The sequence below is a fragment of the Rhizobium sp. YTUHZ045 genome, from assembly GCF_051124255.1.
Lineage (GTDB): Bacteria > Pseudomonadota > Alphaproteobacteria > Rhizobiales > Rhizobiaceae > Rhizobium.
The window spans coordinates 1495648-1515171 of the sequence record NZ_CP101432.1 but is presented as its reverse complement, the minus strand read 5'-3'; the positions used below and the strand labels follow the sequence as shown (position 1 = coordinate 1515171).

Genomic DNA, 19524 nt, shown 5'->3' with positions numbered 1-19524 from the left:
ATGAGCGATAAGGGTTCCGCTTCGGCAGGCGGCCAGCCAGTACAGAATCAACATTCTTCGTATGGGCAGCGAGTGGCAAGACTCCGCCTCGAGCGGCTGGAGGCTCCGATTGGGTGTTCAGCATGTCGGATCGAGCGCTTTGTTCTCGCAATTTTGGTCGTCCGACCCCAGACATCGGATTTGAAGCGGCTCCCTCTCTAATAGCTGCACGAACGGCCGTCGCCGGGCCGGAAGCCGTCGGCGCAGGCAGGGTTCATGGAATCGCCAGGCTGGTATCCCGATGCCGAGCCATATGAATTTGGCGGCGTCGAGCAAGCTGAGGCAATGACCGACAGGCCAATTGCTCCGGCCGCTAAGAATGCTCGAAATCTGTTCATGAATACTTCTCCCATTTCCGCTGCGCTCGGTAAGCGAGAGTCCCTTCTTCCAGAACTACGGGAGCATTCCCGAACTCCTCCGAAATCACTCTGCGGCTGAAGATATAGCCGCGACTCTCAACGGACGTCAGCTTCAGCCGCGAAAAATTCGTGCCGGTCGTTAAGAATTATGCGTGCAATACGTTCATATCGTCGGCCATCCTCGCGGTATTAAAAGATAGCACAACGCATATGGCGCCCCGGAAGCGACACTGACTTCCGGGGCAAGTTGACGAAGCTTTCACCGGCATGCATTTGCCGCGTCGGGTTGTGTCGAGCTATTGCCGGAGGTGGGAGCCGGGTTGCCGGTGCCGCCGGCCTGCTGGCGCTGGCAGTCGTTCGGATCGCCGCCGGAGCCGGTCGCACCGGTCGCACCGGCGCCGATAGTCGTATTTGCGTTTGCGCCGGCACCGCCGGAATTGGTGTTGCCGGAACCGCTGGCGTCCGAACCAGACATGGTGCCGCTGCCGGAACCTGAGGCTCCGCCGCCGCTGCCACTGCCCGATCCCGAGCCTCCACCTGATTGCGCCATTGCCGACGTTGCCAGGCCAATCGTGATTGCTGCTACTGCCATCATTCTCAGAAGCATTGGATATCCTCCTCGCTGCTTCATTGCCGATAGGCAGCAAACAAAAGCCTCTGGAGATTGTTTCAGTTCGAAAACGTACAGGAACGTCCCTGCGTCGCTCACCGCCTCGGCCGATGACCGAACGAACGGCGGAAACGCCCTCATTCTTGACTCGAAGGCGGATGAGAACATAATAGGAACATCGGTGGGGCGCAAATGAAAATCGGATTGGAAGCTCTGAAGGAGATCGAGGTCGTGCGTCCGCAGGCAGCCGAAAAATTAGCAGAAGAAACGTTGAGAGGAGAAGTCGACGCAGTTGTCGCTTTTCACCAAGGGACGTCCGTGCCGCCATTACAACGCTGCTGCTGGATTGCCGTCATCTCAGACTTCAGCTCGCCCTGAGAGATAAAGGCGTGAGCCGCGGCATGGCCTGTGAACGGACAACGACCGTTGAAAGGCCATGAGACATCGTCGCGGTATCGGCCTCGCGCCTCCTGATCGCCACTCCGTCGAAATCGAAAAGGCAACATTGGCGACGTTGCCGGAGTGGTTCGTCATGTATGCCCGTTGCCACGCATGTCGCCGCCAGATGTTTATTGAGCGGCGGAATATTGCCCGTCGCTGCGGCCAGAACCTGTCTCTCGCCAGTCTGGCCAAACGCCTTCAATGCCAAGGATGCGGCAACCGCTCCGGCAATCTGCTGCTCCTTCAAATGCTGCCGCGCGACTGACAGGCAACCGCGCGCTTCAAACCGACCGCTTCCACCGGCGGGAACAAACGCCATCGTTAAAAGTTGTGTGGCATCAACCACGTAACGTCGCCTTTGACAGGAGGTCTCTCATGGGTCGCGGTATTCTACTTTGGCTGCTTGGCGTTCCACTGCCTATCATCATTCTTCTGGCTCTGTTTATGCGATAGGAACGGATCATGTCGGTTTCAATGACAGGTTCCGGAGAGGTTGCCACTCCGGTCGAATCCTCCAAATCCGCCATGACATGGGGACCCATCTTCGGTGGCGCGGCCGCCGCCATCGGAGTGACCCTCATCCTTCTTCTTCTGGGATCCGGGCTTGGCTTGACGATGGTGTCGCCCTGGTCGGGACAAAGCAGCTCGCTCGGCACGCTCGGCATCACAGCGGCGATCTGGCTTGTTCTCGTGCAATGGCTCTCCTCCGCGCTCGGAGGCTATGTAACCGGCCGCTTGCGCACAAAATGGGCCGCCGTCCACACCGACGAGGTTTTCTTCCGCGACACCGCGCATGGTTTTCTAAGCTGGGCTCTGGCAACCATCTTCGTCGCCGGATTCCTTGCGTCGTCGCTGACATCGCTTGCCGGTGCCGGTGCACAGGCGGTAGGATCGGCCGCGCAAGCCGTAGGCTCGACCGCCGCGGCCGCCGGTACGGCAGCAGCAACGTCGTCAACCTCGCCGCTGGATCTTTCCACCGCCTATTTTACCGACGCATTGCTACGCCCTGACCAGGCGCGTGCGGCAGCGACATCCAACGATGCTGCGGCAACGTCGGAAGTCTCCCGCATCCTCCTCAATGGCGCTGCCGAAGGGCAAGTTCCAGATGAGGACAAGGCCTATCTTGCCACCATCGTCTCTGCGCGGACCGGTCTCTCCGAAGCCGATGCACGCGCCCGCGTGGATGCTGTGCTGAAGCGTATCGACGACGCTAAGGCCGCCACGCAGAAGGCTGCCGACGAGGCACGAAAAGCCGCCTCGACCACGGCATTGCTGGGATCCTTGTCGCTTCTGGTCGGCGCCTTCATAGCCGCTGCGGCTGCGGCTCTGGGAGGATCGCAACGCGACGCAGAGGAAGATCTCGTCGTCACATCCCGCCTCTAACTGAGGGGGGGCGCGGTCTCAACGGCGCGCCCCAGTCCTCGGCTCGGCAGTCAGCCTGACCAAAAGCACGCACGTCACGCTAAAGCCGGTAGAGGAGCGTATGAAGACGTGAAACGCCAAAGCGCATCTGAATAATCGCGACACGCCTGGTGATGGAAACGGCTACGATCTGCTCCATCTTCCTTTATGGGACTGTGGAGAGCCATATGCGCTGGCGCTTTCGACTGATTTCCGACCTCGCCGTTTCATGGGCAGGGCACCGTGTGGTTCCTGTCGCGCTGATTGGGTTCATAACTCTATGGACGGCAGTCGGTTTAAGATTTTCCTTTCCCCGGCAGTGGTTTCTGCTGACCAACATGGTGGGCACGCTCGTCACATTCCTTATTTTGCTGCTGCTGCAGCACTCCCAAAATCGGGACATGAAGGCACTCCATGCCAAGCTCGACGAACTAATCCGATCAAGCGAGGCAGGAAACCATTGGATTGCAGCCGAGAAGAAAGATGCCGACGCCATTGAAGAGATGCGGCAGCAACATCAAGACCAGATTTCGGCGAAGCGAGTGTGAGGAGATGGGCGCCTCTAACCGGACGTTGCCTCTGCGCCGGATTTCTCGTCCGATTTCTCATCCGCCTTCTCCTCGACGCTTTCGGCCTTTTCTGCAAGCGTCTTGCTCATTTCCCTGAGCTCGCCCTCGTCGAGCTTTTCGATGCCGACAAATTTATTGGCGGCCTGACTCGTCAGAATGAGTTCGTCAAGCTTGGCCTGCAAAGCCTTTCCGTCACGGTTCTGGCTGTTCTGCAACACAAACACCATCAGAAAGGTGATGATGGTGGTCGTCGTGTTGATCACGAGCTGCCACGTTTCGGAATAATCGAAATATGGCCCGGACACTGCCCAGACGAGGACGAGCATCAGAGCTGCGATAAAGGTGAACGGCCTTCCCGACAGCTCGGCGACGGCGGTTGCGAAGGAAGAGAAGAAGTTGGATTTGTTCGACATTCGAGAAGGCTCCCGCAGCATCAATGCTGTCAATCGACAACATCAACTCCACATCCGGGCGGAAGTTCCTCATGCCGTCGAGGTCGATCCGGACGGCATGCTCAATGCATGAGATTGCTGGTCAGACGCGTCGGATCAAACCCGATGAATCAGCGTTTCTGTGATTTGGCAACGGCCTGCTTCTGGTGGCTGAGGACCAGTTCGATCTGGACATCTTGTTGAAACTCCATCACCCGCTGACCGACAAGGCTCTCCGGCATTCCCGCGGCTAGAAGCTGATCGGCAAGCCTGCGGCACTCGGCCTTCCAGAATTCGACTGCGTCCGCGCCATGCCGGCGGCCGAGTTCCCGGGCGCAGCGTTCGATATTGGCAGTTCCGGTTGCGGAGGGAAAGGCAATAACCTTGCCTTCGTGAGAGGTGGCGGCAGGGCGGCAGGTCGTTTCAGTGGCCATCGAATACAGGTTTCCTTTGATCCTATATGTTGTCTACGGGAGGATGGTTAATGCTTTCTATTCGTTCGCCTCTTCCAATGCCGAGACTCTGCGTCACTGCCGTCAGATCACCGCATCTTCGGCCTTGACGCCGCCACGCCGATACGCCGACAGTCTCGGTCACAATCGACACCTTGAGGCAGCAGAGACCAACGATGACGATAACCGCCCCCCGCGATTTCCTGAAAAGCCTGTTCGACGCGGCAGTTCGCGCGGCCGATCCGCTGACCGGCATCAAATCGCACCTGCCGGAGAAACCGAAAGGAAGAACCGTCGTGATTGGCGCCGGCAAGGGCGCGGCGCAGATGGCGCGGGCGCTCGAAAGCGCATGGGCCGGACCGATCGAGGGGTTGGTGGTCACGCGATACGGCTATGGCTGCGAAACACGCTTCATCGAGATCATCGAGGCAGCCCATCCGGTGCCCGACGCTGCTGGGTTCGCTGCCGCCAGACGGTTGATGGAAACGGTGAACCGGCTGACGGAAGACGATCTCGTGATCGCGCTGATCTGCGGCGGCGGCTCGGCACTGCTGCCCGCCCCGCCGGAAGGATTGACGCTCGAAGACGAAATTGCGCTCAACGAAATGCTGCTTGCGTCGGGCGCGCCGATCTCGGCGATGAATGTGGTGCGCAAGCATCTCTCCACCATCAAGGGCGGAAGACTGGCGGCAGCGACGAAAGCGAGAGTCGTCAGCCTGATCGTTTCGGATATTCCCGGCGATAACCCGTCCCACGTCGCCTCCGGGCCGACGGTGCCCGACGGTTCAACACGGCAAGAAGCGCTGGAGATCATCAGGCAGTATGGATTGCAGCTGCCGCAGGCCGCGCTCGACCATTTGAACTCGCCAAAGGCAGATGCACCGCGGCCGGACGATCCGGTATTCCTGCGGCACGAGCATCACATCATCGCCTCTGCCGGCGTTTCGCTGGCGGCCGCCGCTGCCGAGGCGGAATCACAAGGGATCACGCCGGCAATCCTTTCGGATGCCATCGAAGGCGAATCGCGTGACGTGGCGCTGGTGCATGCGGCCATCGCCCGCGAGATCCTCGGGCGGAACAGGCCATTCTCGAAGCCGGTCGTCCTCCTGTCCGGCGGCGAGACGACGGTGACGCTGAAAGCCAAAGGCGGCAAGGGCGGGCGCAATGGCGAATTCACCCTTGCCATGGCGCTTGCAATCGATGGGCAAGACGGCATTGCTGTGCTGGCTGCCGACACGGACGGGATCGACGGCTCGGAAGACAATGCCGGCGCCTTTGCCGATGACGGCACGGTGAAGCGTCTGCGCGCCGCCGGGCTCGATCCGCGCCGACTGCTCGACGGCAATGACAGCTACTCGGCGTTCAAGGCTATCGGCGATCTCTTCGAGACCGGTCCGACCGGAACCAACGTCAACGATTTCAGGGCGATCCTCATCCGTTAGAGACGACTAACCGGCGATCAGGTCTTGATCCGTCCCTGCCCGACCAGCCAGCCGACCGATTCCTGCACCGCCTGCAGAGACGTATATCTCGGGGTGTAGCCCAACAGGCGCCGGGCTTTGGCAATCGAGCAGTTCGGACTGCGGGCGATGTGCTCCCATGTCGCCTCCGCGTCCTCGGCCGTCTGGCCCTCCGCCCAGGCGTCGAATGGTGCGAAGGTGAGCTTCGGGTCCTGCCCGAACCACCGCGACATGAATTCGGCGTAGCCGCGAAGCGTCACGGCCTGCTCCGATACCGCATGGAAACTTTCGCCGATCGATGCATTCCGATTGGCGATCGCGTCCATGAACATCGCCGCCACGTCGTCGGCATGGACATGATGAACGGTCTCCAGACCGAAATTGGGCAGCGCCAGAGCCTCTCCGCGGGCAAGGGTCGAAAAGACCTGCAGATTGAAATTGCCGGCCGGATTGAGCGGCGCCCATCCGCGGCCGACAATGTGGCCGGGATGAATGATGGTCGCCGGAAAACCCCGAAGTCTTGCCTGCTGCAGCAGATAGGTTTCGATCGCCGCCTTTTGAATGCCATAGTCACCGAACGGAGACTTCGGCGCTTCCTCCCGTGTCGGCACGGCCACCGGATATCCATGTGTCCAGATCGTGCCAGTATGTAGGAAATGGCCGACATGCCCTGACAGCGCCGTCACCAGCTGCTCGGCGCTTTCCAGCGTGAAGCAGATCATATCGATGACGATATCGGCGTTCAAGGCCCGCACGGCCGGGCCGAATTCGCCGGTCCGCTCCATCTCTACCCGGTCCATCTGTCGCTGATCGACGGAGGCCCAAGCGCGGTTTGCCGTATAAGGCCTTGCCGCGCCGCGGCTGATGGTGACGACGTCGTGACCCGCCTCCACCAGACGAGGAATGAGATAGGTTCCGACATGGCCCGTTGCCCCAATGACCAAAACGCGCATTGTCTTCCCTCCCGATGGCATGATCCGCTGCGACTATGCTGCGCCGTCCAGCGATCGTGCAAGCAGACTTTTCGTCGCGAATGGAGCAGGCCTTCTATTGGTTCCTGAAAACGAGGCAGGTGCCGCCGTGCTTGCGGATCTGATTGCAGACGTCGTTGGCCTCCATTCGTGTCTGCCGGGCGATGCGGGCAGCATAACGCGGTCGAAAACCGAAGCTGCGATCGCGCTGACGCAGGATCAGGGGCTGCTCCGCGTTCAATGGCGCAGGCAGATCCAGCACGGCGTCGCGAAACATGCGCCGCGCCACGGCGGCATCGGCATTCGCCGCCAGTTGGACGCCCCAGGGTGCCCAAATGCCCTCCTGGCGCCAAGGCGTGTCCTTCAATATCCTGCTTTCGGCCAGCGCCACGCAGCCGTCAAGGAAGGGCTTGTCCTTGTCGAGCGGGGCGGCTGCATTCTCAGGCGGATTGTCCTTCCACTCCTCGACCGTGTGGGCGGTGATCGCCATCACGTAGCCGCGCGTCTCGTAGGGTAACCTGCCTGATGTAAGGTAAGTCGCAAGGCGGTTTTCGCCGGCGTTGTAGGCGGCCGCGGCAAGGCCGAGATTGCCAAAACGATTTCGCAATTCGTCGAGATATTGCGCCGATTTCCTCAAGGCTTCCAGCGCCTGATAGCTGTCTTCGAGGCCGCGAAGTTTCGCCGTTCCAGGCATGAACTGCGCAATGCCCTGCGCGCCCTTGATGCTGACTGCGTCGGGGCGAAAGGTGCTTTCCCGCCAGATGAGTCGGGCGAAATAAGCCGGCGGCAACCGATTGGCCTCGGCGAAATGCTCGATCGCGATGCAAAGGTCACGATTGAAACTGTCCTTGCGGATGCAGAGCCTCTCGCCTGAACCCAAGGCCGAGGGTCCCGAATAGAGACAGGCCGGCTCGGCAGCACTCCCTTCCGGTTGAGCTTTCGGCGTATCGACGCCGGAAAACAGAAAACAAAGCGAAAGCAGGGCCTTCGCCGAATTCCTCAAAATGCCGGACTGACGCTTTCGCCCTATCATCGGATCTCAGCAGGTTAACTTCCATCGCGACGTTCATGCTAGATAACATCGATTAAGGCGCGAAGCTTCCCCATTTCGCAATGCGGGCATGAAAAAAGCCGCCGGGCAATGGCCGCGGCGGCTTCGGGAACGAACTTGAAAGCCGTTTTCAGACCGACGGCTGCTTCGTCTTCCTGAGATAGGGCAGGACGGTATCGAAGGAGCCGAACCGCGCGATCGCATCGTCATTGGAAACGGCAGCGGTGATGATGACATCTTCGCCCTGATTCCAGTTTGCCGGCGTCGCCACCTGGTGCTTGGCGGTCAGCTGGATGGAGTCGATGGCGCGCAGGATCTCATTGAAATTGCGGCCCGTCGTCATCGGATAGGTCAGGATCAGCTTGATCTTCTTGTCCGGGCCGATGATGAAGACCGAGCGCACCGTTGCGTTGTCTGCGGGCGTCCGGCCTTCGGAGCTGTCGCCGGCACCGGCCGGCAGCATATCGTAGAGCTTGGCGACCTTCAGATCCTTGTCGCCGATCAAGGGGTAATCGACATCAAAGCCGGTTGCGGTCTTGATGTCGCCCTTCCACTTCGCGTGGCTTTCGACCGGGTCGACGGAAATGCCGATGATCTTGACGCCGCGCTTGGAAAACTCGTCGGCAAGGCCAGCCATGGCGCCGAGCTCCGTCGTGCAGACAGGCGTGAAATTCTTCGGGTGCGAGAACAGCACGGCCCAGCCGTTGCCGATCCAATCATGGAAGCTGATCGGTCCCTGCGTCGTATCGGCGGTAAAGTCGGGAGCGATGTCGTTGATGCGTAAGCTCATGGTCGGCCCTCCAAGCCTTTGTTCAATGTTTTTCATCTTAAATCGCGGGGCATCGGCCGTCCTTCGGAAGCAGTCGCAGATTGCGATGATCGAGATCGCGCCGACAGGAAGTAAAGACCTCCTATCCCCAAATTTAACTAGGTCATATACCACGATAACTAAAGGTATGCCCTTTCGATTTCCGGGCTGCTGCGGCATTATTTTTACATAATGAAGGAAAGGCAGCTGTTAGCGATCTCGCGGCCAGCACCGAAGGCTTGGTGACCAGATCGGCTCGCTGCGCGCCTGAAACTGCGCCATTTTGATTAATTTTTATGCATAGTGTCTTATGCACATTTTTCAGGCGTACGCCTTGCCAAAATTGCTGCAGCGCGTCATAATTATGCGAATGACGCATCGCGATCTGACAATTCTGGTGATCGACGAAAATGCTATACGCGCCTCCATCATTGAGGAAGGACTGCGCGAGGCAGGGCATGCGCGCGTCACCGTCGTGCATGAGGTCAACGGCATCGCACGAACGATCGAAACGCTGATGCCCGACGTGATCATCATCGATATCGAAAATCCCAACCGCGACATGATGGAACATCTGTTCCAGCTGACGCGCACGGTCAGCCGCCCGATCGCTATGTTCGTCGATCGCTCCGATACGGCCTCCATCGAGGCCGCCGTCGAGGCCGGCGTTTCGGCCTATATCGTCGACGGATTGAAGAAGGAGCGAGTCAAACCGATTCTCGATATGGCCGTCAGCCGCTTCAATGCCTTCAGCCGGCTGCGGCGCGAGCTCGCCGATGCCCGCTCGGCACTGGAGGAACGCAAGCTCATCGAGCGCGCCAAGGGCATACTCATGAAAATGCGCGGACTCTCCGAGGAAGAGGCCTTCGCCCTGCTGCGCCAGACAGCAATGAATGAAAAGAAGAAAATGTCGGAGATCGCCCAGAGCGTCGTCACCGCTGCAGGGCTTTTGATGTAATGGCCGATATTGCGAATTTCCGGAGGAAACCGGAGTGGATATGATGACAAAGACCGCCAATTCCGGCGGGCTGCCCTCGCCCGCATGCGTGAACAACGAAGGCGCGAAAGTACTGCGGGCGGGATTCATTCCGCTTGTCGACGCATCGGTGCTGATTGCGGCGGCAGAATTCGGTTTTGCACAGAAAGAAGGCCTGACCCTCGATCTCGTCAAGGACGTTTCCTGGGCGAATGTTCGCGACCGGCTGGCGTTTCGCCAGTTCGACATCGCCCATATGCTTTCGCCGATGCCGGTCGCTTCGATGCTCGGCCTCGGTTCCAATCCGTCGCCGACGATCACGCCTTTTTCGTTGGGTCGCGGCGGCAACGCCATCACCCTATCGGCCCGGCTCTTCGAGAGGATGCGCGAGGACGCCGGCTTGCCGGAAACGGCAGGCGCGCTCGACAATGCCCGCGCCCTGGCAAAGACATTGGCGGCAATGAAGGCACGCGAAGAGCCGCTGCCGACCTTCGGCGTTACCTATCCTTTCTCTTCCCACAATTACGAATTCCGTTACTGGCTGGCGGCGGGCGGCATCGATCCCGACAAGGACGTCAAGCTCGTCGTCGTGCCGCCGCCCATGACATCAGACGCGTTGGCGGCCGGTGCGATCGACGGGTTCTGTGTAGGCGCCCCGTGGAATATGGTTGCCTCCGAGCGCGGGCTCGGCCGTATCGTCGCCGCCAAGCAGGATATTTGGCCCTCGGCTCCTGAAAAGGTGATCGGCATGCGGCCGGATTGGGCCGAAAGCCGTCCCGAAACCGTTTCCCGATTGATTGTGGCGCTCGACGCTGCAGCGCGCTGGTGCGACCGCCCGGACAATCACGACGCGTTGGCGGCCGCCCTTTCCGATCCCCGTTACATCGCCGCCCCGGTAAACATCATCCGCCGCGTTCTCGCCGGCGAATTCAACCTCGATGCCAATAGCAACCGGCGCGTCATCCCCGAATATTTTCAATTCCACTCCGGTTTCGCCAACTATCCGAGGCCGAGCCATGCCCTCTGGATTTACAGTCAGATGATCCGTTGGGGGCAGGCGGAGACCAGCCTCAACAGGGCACGGGCCGCCACCTCCGCCTACCGCCCGGATCTCTATCGCGCAGCTCTAGGCGACAACAACGCGCCTGTTGATGCCGATATTCGCATCGAAGGCGGCGAAGATAACGATCGCTTCATGGATGGTCGGATCTTCGATCCCGCAGCGCTGCCGGATTATGTCGCGGGCTTTGCCGTCAGGAGCACCCTGCCCTTCCTCACCGGCAACGACGAAACCTGATGCCAGGCCTGCCTGCACAAAACGCCAGCACGGATCGGCGGCCGCCCTATCACAACGCACAAAAGATTTGCACCTCTGCCGCTGCTCGAAAAATAGGCAAGACTAAAATCTCTCTCGAAAAGCTTTCATTTCAAAGGCTTGAGCAACATGTAGAAAATTGGCACGCAGTTTGCATTGCTTGTATTGCGCGGATCAACGGCGATCGGGGCGAAATGGGCACACGCAGGCGCTCATCAAGACACGGGCTACGTTGCGACAAGCAAAGCAAACGGTAGTCGATCAAATGTTCAGCAACCCGCGATGGGATTGCATCGAGATAGATAGGCCGGAAGGCCAATGATTGGGCGTCCAACGGCGGGCGCCACCAGCAAAGCCGCTGATCAGGATATTTGCGCGCCTCGTGCAAGCGCGTCCTGACCAGCGGCTTTTTGTTTTAACCCCCAGCAATGGATCGGCACGACCTTGTCGGGCCACGGAGAAGCTATGTCTGCCATTGAGAAAGTGCAGCCCATGTCAGCCGGCGAAACAGCCAAAGCACTGTGGATCTCCACTGTGGCCTTCACCCTCTGTTTTGCCGTCTGGACGATCTTCGCCATCATCGGCATTCGCATCAAGCAAGAGCTCAACCTGAACGAGGCTGAGTTCGGGTTGCTGATCGGCACCCCCGTTCTGACCGGCTCGATCGTGCGCATCGTTCTCGGCATCTGGACGGGACGGTACGGCGGCCGTCTCGTCTACACGCTGACGATGCTCGCCGCCGCATTGGCGACCTTCCTTCTCTCCTACGCCCACACTTATACGCAGATGCTGATCGCCGGCCTCGGTGTCGGCCTTGCCGGCGGCTCCTTCGCAGTCGGCGTCGCCTATGTCTCGCCTTTCTTCCCGGCAGAGAAACAGGGAACGGCGCTCGGTATCTTCGGCGCCGGTAACGTCGGCGCGGCCGTCACCAAATTTGCAGCCCCCTTCGTGCTCATCGCATGGGGCTGGCAGGCGGTTGCCGAGATCTGGGCCGTCGGCCTGGCGCTGATGGCCATCGTCTTCTGGTTCACCACGACAGATGATCCGGCCTTCCGCCTTCGCCGCGAGCGCGGCGTCGCTTCCAAGAGCCTGGCCCAGGAATTCGCGCCGCTGCAGAACGTTCAGGTCTGGCGCTTCTCGCTCTACTATTTCTTCGCCTTCGGCGGCTTCGTCGCCCTGTCCTTGTGGCTGCCGCGCTACCTCGTCGGCGTCTACGGCTTCAACCTGGAAACGGCCGGCATGATCGCGGCCGCATACTCCATCCCGGGCAGCATCTTCCGGGCCTTCGGCGGCGTGCTCTCGGACAAGAAAGGCGCGCGCAGCGTCATGTACGCGATGTTTGCCGTGTCGGCTGTGGCCACCCTCATCCTTTCGCTGCCGGCCACCGCGATCACTCCGGTCATCTTCATCGTCGTCATCTTCGTGCTCGGCTTCTTCATGAGCCTCGGCAAGGCCGCCGTCTACAAGCACATTCCGGCCTACTACCCCGACAGCGTAGGCGCCGTTGGCGGCATCGTCGGCATGATGGGCGGGCTCGGCGGCTTCATCCTGCCGATCGCCTTTGGCCTCCTCAAGGATATGACCGGCCTTTGGTCCAGCTGTTTCCTGCTGCTTTTCGCGATCGTGGCGATCTCGCTCATCTGGATGCACCTGTCCGTCAAGCAATTGTCGCGCCAGGGGCACTCTGCGCCCGTGGCTGCAACCTGATCCAAGGACTGTAGATATGACTGAAAAACTCGTTATCATCGGCAATGGCATGGCGCCCGGGCGCATGCTGGAGCATCTCTTCGAGCAGGCGCCCGGACGCTATGAAGTGACGATCTTCAATGCCGAGCCGCGCGTCAATTACGACCGCATCATGCTGTCGCCGGTTCTCTCCGGCGAAAAGGACTACGAGCAGATCATCATTCATGGTGACGGCTGGTATATCAAGCACGGCATCACGCTCTACAAGGGCCACAGGATCGTCAACATCGATCGCGCCGCCAAGACCGTCACGTCAGACCATGGCGTCACCGAAAGCTACGACAAGCTGGTGATCGCAACCGGTTCGGTGCCCTTCATCATTCCGGTTCCCGGCAAGGATCTGCCCGGCGTCATCACCTATCGCGACCTCGATGACGTGCAGGCGATGCTGCTTGCCGCGCAGTCGCGCGAAAAGGCCGTCGTCATCGGCGGCGGCCTGCTCGGCCTGGAAGCAGCGGCCGGTCTTGCCCAGCGCGGCATGGACGTGACCGTACTGCACGTCATGCCGACGCTGATGGAGCGTCAGCTCGATCCCGCCGCCGGCTATCTTCTGCAGAAGGCCGTCGAGGAACGCGGCATCAAGGTCATCTGCAAGGCCAATACCAAGGCGATCATCGGAAACGGCAGGGTCGAAGGCATCGAGCTGGACGACGGCCGCATCATCCCGGCAACGCTCGTCGTGATGGCCGTCGGCATCCGGCCGAATGTCGGCCTGGCGAAGGACGCCGGTCTTGCGGTCAATCGCGGCATCGTCGTCGATGCCGGCATGCAGACCTCGGACGGGGATATCCTGGCGCTCGGTGAATGCGCCGAGGTGGGCGGCATGGTCTACGGCCTTGTCGCGCCGCTCTATGAGATGGCCCGTATCGCCGCCGCGCATCTCTCCGGCGATCGTTCACCCGCCTTCGTCCATGCTGATACGCCGACCAAACTGAAGGTCACAGGAATCGAGCTTTATTCGCTCGGCGATTTCGCCGACGGCGACGACCGCGAAGAGATCGTGCTGCGCGATGCCAGCGCCGGCATCTACAAGCGTCTGGTGCTGAAGGACAACAAGATCATCGGCACCGTGCTTTACGGCGAAACTGCCGACGGCGCTTGGTTCAACGACCTGAAAAAGAAAGCGACCGATATTTCGGAGATGCGCGAGACGCTGATCTTCGGACAGGCCTATCAGGGAGGGTCGCCGCTGGACCCTATGGCGGCCGTTGCAGCCTTGCCGGATGACGCGGAAATCTGTGGCTGCAACGGCGTATGCAAGGGCAAGATCACGTCGACGATCACGTCAAAGGGGCTGACGTCCCTCGACGACGTGCGCGCCCATACCAAGGCGTCCGCCTCGTGCGGCTCGTGCACCGGCCTCGTCGAGCAATTGATGGCGCTGACGCTCGGCGACAGCTACAATCCGGCTGCCGTCCAGCCGATGTGCACCTGCACCGAACTCGGGCATGACGATGTCCGGCGGCTGATCAAGGCAAAGGGGCTGAAGAGCATCCCCGCGGTCATGCAGGAACTCGAATGGAAGACCTCCTGCGGCTGCGCAAAATGTCGCCCTGCACTCAACTATTACCTCGTCTGCGACTGGCCGGATGAATATGCCGACGACTACCAGTCACGCTTCATCAACGAGCGCGTCCACGCCAACATTCAAAAGGACGGTACCTATTCCGTTGTTCCGCGCATGTGGGGCGGCGTCACCTCGTCGGACGAGCTTCGCGCCATCGCCGATGTCGTTGACAAGTTCGAGATCCCGATGGTGAAGGTGACGGGCGGGCAGCGCATCGACCTGCTTGGAGTGGAGAAGGAAGACCTTCCAGCCGTCTGGGCCGATCTCGGGAAGGCCGGCTTCGTCTCCGGCCAGGCCTATGCCAAGGGCCTGCGTACCGTGAAGACCTGCGTCGGTTCGGACTGGTGCCGTTTCGGCACCCAGGATTCCACCGGTCTCGGCATTCGCATCGAGAAATTCATGTGGGGTTCCTGGACACCGGCCAAGCTGAAGATGGCCGTCTCCGGCTGCCCGCGCAACTGCGCGGAAGCAACCTGCAAGGATATCGGCGTGATCTGCGTGGATTCCGGCTTTGAAATCCACTTCGCCGGTGCGGCCGGTCTCGACATCAAGGGCACCGAGGTGCTCGGGCTTGTTAAGACCGAAGACGAGGCGCTGGAGCATATCGTTGCCCTGACGCAGATGTACCGTGAGCAGGCCCGCTATCTTGAGCGCATCTACAAATGGGCCAAGCGCATCGGCCTGGAGGAAATCCGCCGCCAGATCATGGGTGATGCCGAAAAGCGTAAAGCCTATTACGACCGCTTTGTCTTCTCCCAGAAATTCGCCCAGGTCGATCCCTGGTCTGAGCGTGTCTCCGGCAAGGACAAGCATGAATTCAAGCCGATGGCGACGATCGGTTATCCGCAGGCAGCCGAGTAAGGAGATTGATATGACCTGGTCCAATGAAAACTGGCACCCGATCGGTGACATCTCCGATATCCCCCTGCGTGGCGCGCGCTGCGTGAAGACACCGCAGGGCAAGATCGCCGTCTTCCGCACGGCGGAAAACGAGGTTTTTGCCATCGAGGATCACTGCCCGCACAAGGGCGGGCCGCTGTCGCAGGGGATCGTCCACGCCAAGGCCGTCACCTGCCCGCTGCACAACTGGGTGATCTCTCTCGAAACCGGCAAGGCGCTCGGCGCCGATGAGGGCGCGGTGCGGACCATACCGGTCCGCAACGACGACGGCGCTCTGTTCATAGCGCTTGAAAGTCTGATGATGGCGGCGGAATAAATGACGACAGAGGTCAAGACCACCTGTCCTTATTGCGGCGTCGGCTGCGGCGTCATTGCCACGGTCGACGAGGCCGGCGCCGCCAGCATCAAGGGCGATCCCGAGCATCCGTCGAATTTCGGCCGTCTCTGCTCGAAGGGTTCGGCGCTTGCCGAAACGATCGATCTCGACGGCCGTCTTCTCCATCCTGAAATATCCGGCGAAAAGAGCGACTGGGACGAGGCGCTTGATCTCGTCGCACGGCGTTTTTCCGAAACCATCGCCGAACACGGGCCGGATTCGGTTGCCTTCTACGTCTCGGGTCAGCTGCTGACCGAAGATTATTACATCGCCAACAAGCTGATGAAGGGCTTCATCGGCTCAGCCAATATCGACACCAATTCCAGGCTCTGCATGTCCTCGTCCGTCGCCGGCCATCGCCGTGCTTTCGGCGCCGATACGGTGCCCGGGACCTATGAGGATCTCGAACTTGCCGATCTGGTGCTCCTGACCGGCTCCAACCTCGCCTGGTGCCACCCTGTCATCTACCAGCGGCTTGCCGCCGCAAAGACGGCACGGCCCAACATGCGCATCGTCGTCATCGATCCGCGCCGGACGATGACATGCGATATCGCCGACCTGCACCTGGCAATCCGCCCGGACGGCGACGTCGCGCTGTTCATGGGACTGCTTGCGCATCTTGCGACAAGCCCGGCGATCGACCAGAACTATATCGCCGCCCATACCAAGGGTTTCGGCGATGCTTTTGCGGCCGCAGCCGCGCTTGACACCAACGATCTCCTGGAACGGACCGGTCTGCCGGCCATGCAGATCAGGGAGTTCTTCCGCCTGTTCGAGACGACCGAGAAGGTCGTCACCTGCTACAGCCAGGGCGTCAACCAATCCTCCTCCGGCACCGACAAGGTCAACGCCATCCTCAACTGTCACCTCGCTACCGGCCGCATCGGCCGGCCGGGCATGGGACCGTTCTCGTTGACCGGCCAGCCGAACGCCATGGGCGGGCGTGAGGTCGGCGGCCTCGCCAATATGCTTGCCGCCCATATGGCGATAGAGAATGCGGATGACCGCGACCGCGTGCAGCGCTTCTGGAATTCGCCCGTCATCGCCGCAAAGCCCGGCTTGAAGGCGGTCGACATGTTCCGTGCGGTGGCCGATGGACGCATCAAGGCGCTCTGGGTCATGGCCACCAATCCTGTTGTGTCGATGCCGGATGCCGACAGCGTCGAAAGCGCGATCGCCGCCTGTCCCTTCGTCGTCGTGTCGGACATTCTGAGAGACACGGATACGACCCGGCATGCCCATGTGCTTTTGCCCTCGCTCGGCTGGGGCGAGAAGAACGGTACCGTTACCAATTCCGAACGTCGCATTTCCAGGCAGCGGCCGTTTCTCAACCCCCCCGGCGAAGCCAGGGCTGATTGGTGGCAGCTTGCGGAGGTCGGACGGCGCATGGGATTTGGCGTCGCTTTCGATTTCGAGGCGCCGGATGCAATCTTTGCCGAACATGCAGCGCTTTCCGCCTTCGAAAATGACGGCAGCCGCGATTTCGACATCGGCGCCCACGCCGGCACGAGCGGTGGTGCTTATGATGAACTGTCGCCCTTTCAATGGCCGCAGCCCGCGGGGACAGAGCCTGGCGTCACCCGCTTCTTCGCCGAGGGCGGCTTTTTCCATCCCGATGGCAAGGCGCGCTTTGTCGCGGTGAAACCGCCTGCGGCGGACCGCACCAATGCCGATTTCCCCTTCACCCTGAACACCGGCCGCATCCGCGATCAGTGGCACACGATGACACGAACCGGGAAGAGCGCGCGGCTTTCCGCCCATATCGCCGAACCCTTTGCCGAGATCCATCCGCGCGATGCGATCGAGACCGGCATATCAAGCGCCGGCCTCGTCGAGATCGAGAGCCCCCAGGGCAAAGCGATCGTGCGGGCGCTGGTGACCGACCGCCAGGCGCGCGGCGGCATTTTCGCACCCATGCACTGGAACGATCAGTTCGCGGCAAAAGCCCGGATCGACGCCGTGGTGGCGCCGATCACCGACCCTATTTCCGGCCAGCCGGCGTCGAAGAATGTTGCCGTTGCCGTTCGGCCCTTCCGCGCCACCCATTACGGATTCGCGGTCTCTGCCATCAAACCGGACACACCCGACGCGGCCTATTGGGCGGTGGCGAAAGCTGCAGGCGGTTGGCGGCTTGAGCTTGCCTTCACCGAGGCTGTCGAAGACTGGACGGCCTGGTGCCGGAAGGTCTTCGCCATTCCGGCCGCAATCGAACCGCTGGGGTATGCGGATCGGCAATCCGGCGACCTGAGGCTCGCCTTCTTCGATGGTGAGATCCTGCTTGCCGCTCTGTTCCTTGCACGCGAGCCGGTTGCCGTTGCTCGCAACTGGGCAATCTCGCAACTCTCCGTCGTGCATGGCGACCTCAGGAAACGCTTTGCGCTGGTCGCAGGCCGTCCCGGCGGCGGCAGACCGGATCCCGGTGCGACCGTCTGCTCCTGCTTCAGTGTCGGGGTCAACCAGATCGCTGCCGCGGTGCGAGGCGGATGCCATAGCGTTGAAGAGGTAGGCAAGGAAACGAGCGCCGGAACCAATTGCGGTTCCTGCCGCAGCGAAATCGGCAGGATCATCGATCGCTGTCTCGCCGCAGCCGCGGAGTGAATGCGCAAGCGCGAATGCTGGAGGTCGGATGTCAGGCTGCGCTCGGGACGATAAGCATTTTATGGTCGGCTGAGATGTTGACGGCGATCTCGTCATAGGAAGAGATGGTCGGATGCGGCGTCTCCATCTTCTGGTGATGGGTTGCCGTAACGACCATGACATCGGCGCCCGCCGCCTCGCCGGCCTTGATGCCGGCTGCGACATCCTCAAACACCAGACAATCCCGCGTGCTGACGCCGAGGCGTTCGGCGCCGAGAATATAACATTGCGGATCGGGCTTTCCGACCGTCACGTCCTCCGCCGTCACCATAAATTTCGGCAGAGGCAGGCCAGCCGCTTCCAGCCGCCGGCGGGCAAGACGCAAGGGCGAAGAGGTGACGATCGCCCAGCGATCCGGCGGCAGCGAAGCCAAGAAGGCGGCTGCGCCGGAAATGGCAACGACATTGCCGACATCGGCAATTTCGGCTTCGGTCACCAGCCTTGCCTCGTGTTCCGGATCGACGCCCGGCAGGTTCAGCCGGGTGATTGTGTCAATGCCACGCGATCCGTGCATCTTCGGCAAGAAGGCGGCGACATCGAGCCCATGGCGTCTTGCCCAGTCGCTCCAAACACGCTCGGCGGCGAGGATCGAATTGAGGATGGTGCCGTCCATGTCGAAGAGGAAAGCGGCATAAGGCTTCTCGAAGCCGTGGGGGATCGGCGGGTACAAGCGCGTATCTCATTAAGGAGGAGTTTCGGATGGTCGTTGCTGGCGGCGATGAAACGGCAAATCGCAGCGTTTTGCAAGTCTGGGCAGGACAGCGACGTTGCATGTCTTAGGAAGCCTATAGAGGATCAAGTCACCGGAGAGACGCAAGCCGATCCGGTCATCGCAGCGTTCCTCGGCGCCGCAACCATACAAGGCCCGCGTGCAGGTTTTTCAAAAAAATCGGAACAATGAATCCTGCAAGTGGTTACCCAGAGGTCATCCATGATGAAAATCAAAGGAGGATATCCTCATGACTAAATCCCTCATTGCCGCTTCGCTGCTCGCGATCGGCATGGCATCGTCAGCCTTTGCCCAGTCGAATCCGGATCCCATCGGACCGACGAATGGCGGCTCGACCGATCCGGGTTCGGGTAACTATTCGTCCGATTATACCAACAGCGACAATGGCATGCACCCTGTCCAGGTCGCCCCCGTCGATCCGACCACGACCCAGAGCATCCGACCGCCGCAGGCGATGGAATGCGCCGGCATGCCGCAGCAGGGGACCGGTGTCGATACGCGCGGCGGTGAGAGCGGCGCATCGATCAGCGAAGCCTGCCGCGAATACGACAACTAAGCAGGCGGTCACCGCTTTGAAACGTGTCGTGCAAAAGCGCACCACCTCGGAAAAGGCCGGTTTATGCCGGCCTTTTCATGTCGCGGCGGATAAAGACTGCCTTCGCAATTTTTGATCCGCGCGTTCCGG

General features: G+C 60.7%; 22 protein-coding genes. 12 read left to right on the top strand and 10 right to left on the bottom strand.

Going from position 1 to position 19524, the window contains the following annotated elements:
* Positions 1-197: 197 nt before the first annotated feature.
* The gene (locus tag NMA58_RS07450) at positions 198-377 is read right to left on the bottom strand and encodes a hypothetical protein (protein WP_085777915.1); all 180 of its coding nucleotides are present in this window, start codon (positions 375-377) and stop codon (positions 198-200) included.
* A 280-nt stretch (positions 378-657) separates the two neighbouring features.
* On the bottom strand, positions 658-1005 hold the full coding sequence (locus NMA58_RS07445) for an oxidoreductase (RefSeq protein ID WP_434712827.1): 348 nt from the start codon (positions 1003-1005) through the stop codon (positions 658-660).
* Between the two features lie 195 nt (positions 1006-1200).
* Here NMA58_RS07445 and NMA58_RS07440 point away from each other — a divergent pair, with 195 nt between their 5' ends.
* Entirely contained in the window at positions 1201-1386 is a 186-nt protein-coding gene (locus NMA58_RS07440; RefSeq protein ID WP_434712826.1) for a hypothetical protein, read from the top strand.
* On the opposite strand, the gene NMA58_RS07435 is transcribed toward NMA58_RS07440, so the two are convergent.
* A complete protein-coding gene (locus tag NMA58_RS07435; protein ID WP_434712825.1) occupies positions 1373-1795 on the bottom strand; it encodes a hypothetical protein in 423 nt (140 codons plus the stop codon). The two genes, NMA58_RS07440 and NMA58_RS07435, sit on opposite strands and share 14 nt — an antisense overlap.
* A gap of 116 nt (positions 1796-1911) precedes the next feature.
* Between NMA58_RS07435 and NMA58_RS07430 the strand changes: the two genes are divergently transcribed.
* Positions 1912-2832: a hypothetical protein gene (locus NMA58_RS07430; RefSeq protein WP_183700887.1), complete on the top strand. Its 921-nt coding sequence runs from the start codon at positions 1912-1914 to the stop codon at positions 2830-2832.
* Between the two features lie 206 nt (positions 2833-3038).
* Positions 3039-3398: a low affinity iron permease family protein gene (locus tag NMA58_RS07425; RefSeq protein WP_085777912.1), complete on the top strand. Its 360-nt coding sequence runs from the start codon at positions 3039-3041 to the stop codon at positions 3396-3398.
* 14 nt (positions 3399-3412) lie between these two features.
* Here the strand turns inward: NMA58_RS07425 and NMA58_RS07420 are convergent, their stop codons facing one another.
* Positions 3413-3832: a low affinity iron permease family protein gene (locus NMA58_RS07420; protein WP_085777911.1), complete on the bottom strand. Its 420-nt coding sequence runs from the start codon at positions 3830-3832 to the stop codon at positions 3413-3415.
* Here NMA58_RS07420 and NMA58_RS07415 point away from each other — a divergent pair.
* Entirely contained in the window at positions 3816-3944 is a 129-nt protein-coding gene (locus NMA58_RS07415) for a hypothetical protein (protein ID WP_259668362.1), read from the top strand. The two genes, NMA58_RS07420 and NMA58_RS07415, sit on opposite strands and share 17 nt — an antisense overlap.
* A 37-nt stretch (positions 3945-3981) precedes the next feature.
* On the opposite strand, the gene NMA58_RS07410 is transcribed toward NMA58_RS07415, so the two are convergent.
* Complete coding sequence (locus tag NMA58_RS07410; RefSeq protein WP_183700885.1) at positions 3982-4284, bottom strand: DUF6074 family protein; 303 nt, start codon at positions 4282-4284, stop codon at positions 3982-3984.
* A 194-nt stretch (positions 4285-4478) separates the two neighbouring features.
* Here NMA58_RS07410 and NMA58_RS07405 point away from each other — a divergent pair, with 194 nt between their 5' ends.
* On the top strand, positions 4479-5744 hold the full coding sequence (locus tag NMA58_RS07405) for a glycerate kinase type-2 family protein (protein ID WP_430960392.1): 1266 nt from the start codon (positions 4479-4481) through the stop codon (positions 5742-5744).
* Positions 5745-5761: 17 nt separating this feature from the next.
* On the opposite strand, the gene NMA58_RS07400 is transcribed toward NMA58_RS07405, so the two are convergent.
* The 4 genes from NMA58_RS07400 to NMA58_RS07385 form a co-directional block, all read right to left on the bottom strand.
* Positions 5762-6715: an NAD-dependent epimerase/dehydratase family protein gene (locus NMA58_RS07400; protein ID WP_434712824.1), complete on the bottom strand. Its 954-nt coding sequence runs from the start codon at positions 6713-6715 to the stop codon at positions 5762-5764.
* A 94-nt stretch (positions 6716-6809) separates the two neighbouring features.
* On the bottom strand, positions 6810-7766 hold the full coding sequence (locus NMA58_RS07395) for a lytic transglycosylase domain-containing protein (protein ID WP_434712823.1): 957 nt from the start codon (positions 7764-7766) through the stop codon (positions 6810-6812).
* Between the two features lie 148 nt (positions 7767-7914).
* Positions 7915-8574 carry a peroxiredoxin gene (locus NMA58_RS07390; RefSeq protein WP_011425083.1) on the bottom strand — a complete coding sequence of 220 codons (660 nt, stop codon included), beginning with the start codon at positions 8572-8574 and terminating at the stop codon, positions 7915-7917.
* Positions 8575-8716: 142 nt separating this feature from the next.
* A complete protein-coding gene (locus NMA58_RS07385) occupies positions 8717-8971 on the bottom strand; it encodes a hypothetical protein (RefSeq protein ID WP_434712822.1) in 255 nt (84 codons plus the stop codon).
* Between NMA58_RS07385 and NMA58_RS07380 the strand changes: the two genes are divergently transcribed.
* From NMA58_RS07380 to NMA58_RS07355, 6 genes are all read left to right on the top strand, one after another.
* Positions 8963-9550, top strand: coding sequence for an ANTAR domain-containing response regulator (locus tag NMA58_RS07380; protein WP_302752279.1), 588 nt, complete (start codon positions 8963-8965; stop codon positions 9548-9550). The genes NMA58_RS07385 and NMA58_RS07380 overlap by 9 nt on opposite strands.
* Before the next feature lie 34 nt (positions 9551-9584).
* Positions 9585-10865, top strand: a complete 1281-nt coding sequence (locus tag NMA58_RS07375) for a CmpA/NrtA family ABC transporter substrate-binding protein (RefSeq protein WP_430960396.1) — start codon at positions 9585-9587, stop codon at positions 10863-10865.
* A 483-nt stretch (positions 10866-11348) separates the two neighbouring features.
* A complete protein-coding gene (locus NMA58_RS07370) occupies positions 11349-12590 on the top strand; it encodes an MFS transporter (protein WP_434712821.1) in 1242 nt (413 codons plus the stop codon).
* A gap of 16 nt (positions 12591-12606) precedes the next feature.
* Positions 12607-15057 carry a nitrite reductase large subunit NirB gene (gene nirB / locus NMA58_RS07365; RefSeq protein WP_434712820.1) on the top strand — a complete coding sequence of 817 codons (2451 nt, stop codon included), beginning with the start codon at positions 12607-12609 and terminating at the stop codon, positions 15055-15057.
* A gap of 10 nt (positions 15058-15067) precedes the next feature.
* Positions 15068-15412, top strand: a complete 345-nt coding sequence (gene nirD / locus NMA58_RS07360; protein WP_097598685.1) for a nitrite reductase small subunit NirD — start codon at positions 15068-15070, stop codon at positions 15410-15412.
* Complete coding sequence (locus NMA58_RS07355; RefSeq protein ID WP_434712819.1) at positions 15413-18070, top strand: nitrate reductase; 2658 nt, start codon at positions 15413-15415, stop codon at positions 18068-18070.
* 31 nt (positions 18071-18101) lie between these two features.
* On the opposite strand, the gene NMA58_RS07350 is transcribed toward NMA58_RS07355, so the two are convergent.
* Complete coding sequence (locus NMA58_RS07350; protein ID WP_434713391.1) at positions 18102-18722, bottom strand: HAD-IA family hydrolase; 621 nt, start codon at positions 18720-18722, stop codon at positions 18102-18104.
* A gap of 346 nt (positions 18723-19068) precedes the next feature.
* Between NMA58_RS07350 and NMA58_RS07345 the strand changes: the two genes are divergently transcribed.
* Positions 19069-19395: a hypothetical protein gene (locus NMA58_RS07345; protein ID WP_097598688.1), complete on the top strand. Its 327-nt coding sequence runs from the start codon at positions 19069-19071 to the stop codon at positions 19393-19395.
* Positions 19396-19524: the final 129 nt, after the last annotated feature.